Consider the following 3964-nt stretch of genomic DNA (forward strand, 5'->3'; position numbering starts at 1 on the left):
ATAGAAAAAGCATTCCTACCGTAGGGATGATGCATCGGCTTTAGCCACCCTAGACGATGAACCATAGTTTCATTTTCATGTTGGAGATTACTTATGCTAAACGCTCTTTTGCTAGTGGCGCTCGGTGCTCAGGACGCGGGACTTACCCCAACTGAAGCAGGAAGCCCCTGGATTAAACCCATTATCATGACACTTTCCTGTCTTCTGGTATTGTTTATTGCTGGACGGTCGATCGAGCGTCCCCACGATGGTCCCAAAATGCCGCTACCCTTCCCCTCGCTGTTTAATAATCCCAGTGTAGGAACCTTCTTGGGGTCGATGAGTTTTGGGCATCTTCTCGGAGCATTGGCAATCTTTGGATTCTCGCCCTACTTTCAATAGAATCACTACGCTACACCATACCCGTTAGCACTGACTGGAAGCTACCAGTTCGTACCTAACCATTCAGAAGTTACGCAGTTGAGCCTTTTTTGCCCTCTAGCCCCCCAGATTTCGAGAATTTCCGCTTCGGTTTTTCCCAAAATTGCAGGGCTTGGAGTGCGGCGGTAGCAACGTTGACTTCTGAAGCATTCTTCTAGAAAACCCTCAGCTTCTTCAGGAAACTGGGGGTTTTCGCTTGCTAAATTACGGCAAAACTGACAGAGTAGCGCTCCGAAGTCGCTGGCTGTACCAAACTTTGCGCCACGGTTTCATCTAGTTAATCTCGGTGTGCTGAGACAGGGCGATCGCGTTTGCCATTGACTGAATCTCTGCGCGTTTGGATGTGTTGAAGTGTCCTCCAGCGTGCCGGATCCTTTACGTCGGTTACTGACTTGACTCTCCAGTCCACTAGAGAGTTGAGAATAGAAGCAGTTCTCCAAAAACCCTAATCGCTTCAGGAATTAGAACTTATGACTCTTCAACTCAACGTTCCCAACATGGCGTGTTCTGCATGTAGCGAAACCATCACAAAGGCAGTGACCACTGTTGATCCCGCCGCCCAAGTTGCCGCCGATCCAAAAACGAAGCAGGTGACGATCGAAACGCAAGCCCCCGAAACCGCGATCAAAGAAGCGATTACGGCGGCTGGCTACACCGTTGCTTAACGTCTTCATCCACGTTGGTTCAGGGTAACCGTTCCCTGTTCAGGTTCATTATGTTTTATTAGGAGGTGGTCGATGGATGCCACACTCAAATTGCGAGGCATGAGCTGTGCTGCTTGTGCTAATCGTGTTGAGCAAGCAATTCGCGTGGTTCCAGGGGTTGAAGCGTGCAGCGTCAACTTTGGTGCAGAGCAAGCAACCGTTATCTACGATCCGCAGCGTACAGATTTAGAGGTAATCCAAGACGCTGTCAGCGAAGCGGGCTACTCTGCGTTTTCTCTGCAAAGCTCCGAGATGGTGACGGGAGAGGATGACGCTGAGAAGGCGACGCGACTGGCAGAGTTGCGTCATCTTCAGCGGAAGGTCGTTTTGGGCGGCACGATCGGCACGCTGCTGATGATTGGCTCACTGCCAATGATGACGGGGTTATCGCTTCCATTTATCCCAGCCTGGTTATCAAATCCGTGGCTTCAGCTGGTCCTTACGGCCCCCGTACAGTTCTGGTGCGGCAACAGGTTCTACAGCAATGCGTGGAAAGCCTTCAAGCACCACGCTGCAACAATGGACACGCTGATTGCGCTAGGAACCAGTGCGGCTTACGCTTACTCCGTATTTGCCACGCTGTTTCCCACCTTTCTAATGAATCAGGGATTAATGCCGGAGGTGTATTACGAAACGTCGGCGATCGTCATCACGCTGATTCTGCTGGGGAGACTGTTTGAGAATCGTGCCAGAGGACAAACGTCTGAGGCGATCCGTACGTTAATTGGTCTACAGGCAAGAGATGCCCGGATTATTCGCGATGGACAAGAGGTGGCGGTGCCGATCCAGGCCGTCCAAATTGGCGATGTGGTAGTGGTGCGTCCGGGTGAAAAAATTCCTGTAGATGGCGACGTGGTAACTGGCCGATCGACGGTTGATGAGTCCATGATCACGGGGGAGAGCGTCCTGATCGACAAGCAGCCGGGGGATGAAGTCATTGGAGCCACGCTCAACAAAACAGGCAGCTTTCAGTTTCGGGCAACCCGCGTTGGCAAAGACACAATGCTGGCTCAAATCGTCAAACTTGTGCAGCAGGCGCAAGGCTCTAAAGCTCCGATTCAGCGACTTGCCGATCGCGTCACCGGATGGTTTGTGCCTGCGGTCATTGCCATTGCCATCCTCACCTTCATTCTTTGGTTTAACCTAATGGGCAACCTGACGCTGGCGTTAGTCACCACGGTTGGCGTGCTGATTATTGCCTGTCCGTGCGCGTTGGGGCTGGCTACGCCAACGTCAGTCATGGTGGGAACGGGCAAAGGAGCCGAAAACGGCATTCTAATTAAAGGCGCAGAGAGTTTGGAGATGGCTCACAGCCTCCAAACGATCGTCCTCGACAAAACGGGAACTCTGACCCAAGGCAGACCCACCGTAACGGATTTCATCACGACGACTGGCACGGCAAATGAACTTCGCCTGTTGCAGTTAGCCGCCTCCGTCGAGCACAACTCAGAACACCCACTGGCAGAAGCCGCTGTGCGATATGCCCAGTCGCAAGACGTGAAGTTAGCGCCCGTCGAAGCCTTTGAGGCGATCGTGGGAAGCGGCGTCCAAGGAATTGTCTCTCAGCGTCTTATCCAGATTGGTACTCAGCGCTGGATGCAGGAATTGGGCATTGACACCCAGAGCCTACAGCATGACAAGTCGCGGCTGGAATCTCTGGGCAAAACCGTGATTCTGATTGCGGTTGACGGTGAAGTGCAAGCACTCATGGGCATTTCGGATGCGCTGAAACCGTCCTCGGCGGCGACCGTCCGCGCCTTGCAGCGCATGAAATTAGAGGTCGTTATGCTGACGGGCGACAATCGCCAAACCGCTGAGGCGATCGCTCGTGAAGTCGGCATTCGGCGCGTGTTTGCCGAAGTACGCCCGGACCAAAAAGCCGCAAAAGTGGCAGAACTTCAGCGAGGAGGCAACGTGGTCGCCATGGTTGGGGATGGCATCAACGATGCTCCGGCTCTGGCTCAAGCCGATGTAGGCATCGCGATCGGCACCGGAACGGATGTGGCGATCGCGGCTAGCGACATTACGCTGATTTCGGGTGATTTGCAGGGGATTATCACCGCCATTGAGCTATCCCGCGCCACGATGCGGAACATCCGCCAAAATCTGTTCTTTGCGTTCATCTACAACGTGGCAGGAATTCCGATCGCCGCCGGAATCCTGTTTCCAGTTTTCGGGTGGCTGCTGAGTCCGATCGTGGCAGGAGGTGCAATGGCATTTAGCTCTGTTTCTGTTGTTACCAACGCCTTGCGCTTGCGTAACTTTCAGCCGAAGACAACTTCGTGATCAAGTTCGCGATCGAGGAACTTAGGTGATGCTGACCAAAAAACTGGTGTTTGGAACGCTTGCAGGTGTTGGGCTACTGCTGAGCACTGTAGGAGCCGCTGCCGCTCAAATGGCACCTGATCAGATGGCACCTGAAATGCCACATACTTCTGCACCGAACTCGTTTCAGCGGATTGAGCAACCGCTCTGGATAACCGGATCGGTTACAGCGGCAGGTTTAGCGCTAATTGGGCTGGAGATCTGGTGGTTTCTGCTCAGCAAGCCACCGTCGCGTAGGACAGCGACGAGTCAAGACACTCAGAAGGTGGTAAAAGCACCATCCAATTAATCATTCAATGATTGGGTTTGGTTTTTATCGGTTTGTTTTCTAAATGTTAGGGCAATAAAGGTGTAGTGCTTGTCGTACCAAGACACGGTTCTGTCAGCACACGCAGGAATCGATGTGTTTTCTTTGAGCACGAAGCCAGATTGATGGGCGATCGCAATCAGCGCTTCAATGTCAGCTCTAGAAAAGATTTTCCAGCTTAAGCCAAACGGCTTGATTGAGGCTTCAA

At 52.7% G+C, this 3964-nt stretch carries 5 protein-coding genes; 4 read left to right on the forward strand and 1 reads right to left on the reverse strand.

From position 1 onward, the window contains the following. Window positions 1–93: 93 nt before the first annotated feature. The 4 genes from H6F43_RS00660 to H6F43_RS21790 all read left to right on the forward strand — a co-directional run bounded on the left by H6F43_RS00660 (window position 94) and on the right by H6F43_RS21790 (window position 3738). Window positions 94–381, forward strand: a complete 288-nt coding sequence (locus tag H6F43_RS00660; RefSeq protein ID WP_190340109.1) for a photosystem I reaction center subunit PsaK — start codon at window positions 94–96, stop codon at window positions 379–381. A gap of 509 nt (window positions 382–890) precedes the next feature. Then, window positions 891–1085 (forward strand): heavy-metal-associated domain-containing protein, encoded by a 195-nt coding sequence (locus H6F43_RS00665; RefSeq protein ID WP_190340110.1) that lies wholly within the window; start codon window positions 891–893, stop codon window positions 1083–1085. Window positions 1086–1157: 72 nt separating this feature from the next. After that, window positions 1158–3410: a heavy metal translocating P-type ATPase gene (locus H6F43_RS00670; protein WP_190340111.1), complete on the forward strand. Its 2253-nt coding sequence runs from the start codon at window positions 1158–1160 to the stop codon at window positions 3408–3410. Window positions 3411–3438: 28 nt separating this feature from the next. Next, on the forward strand, window positions 3439–3738 hold the full coding sequence (locus tag H6F43_RS21790; RefSeq protein ID WP_199290082.1) for a hypothetical protein: 300 nt from the start codon (window positions 3439–3441) through the stop codon (window positions 3736–3738). Here H6F43_RS21790 and H6F43_RS00680 read toward each other — a convergent pair. Then, window positions 3735–3964: hypothetical protein (locus H6F43_RS00680; RefSeq protein ID WP_190340112.1), on the reverse strand; the 230-nt coding region annotated here is incomplete at its 5' end. The genes H6F43_RS21790 and H6F43_RS00680 overlap by 4 nt on opposite strands.

Origin of the sequence: Leptolyngbya sp. FACHB-36 (genome assembly GCF_014695955.1) — a bacterium.
Lineage (GTDB): Bacteria > Cyanobacteriota > Cyanobacteriia > Leptolyngbyales > Leptolyngbyaceae > FACHB-36.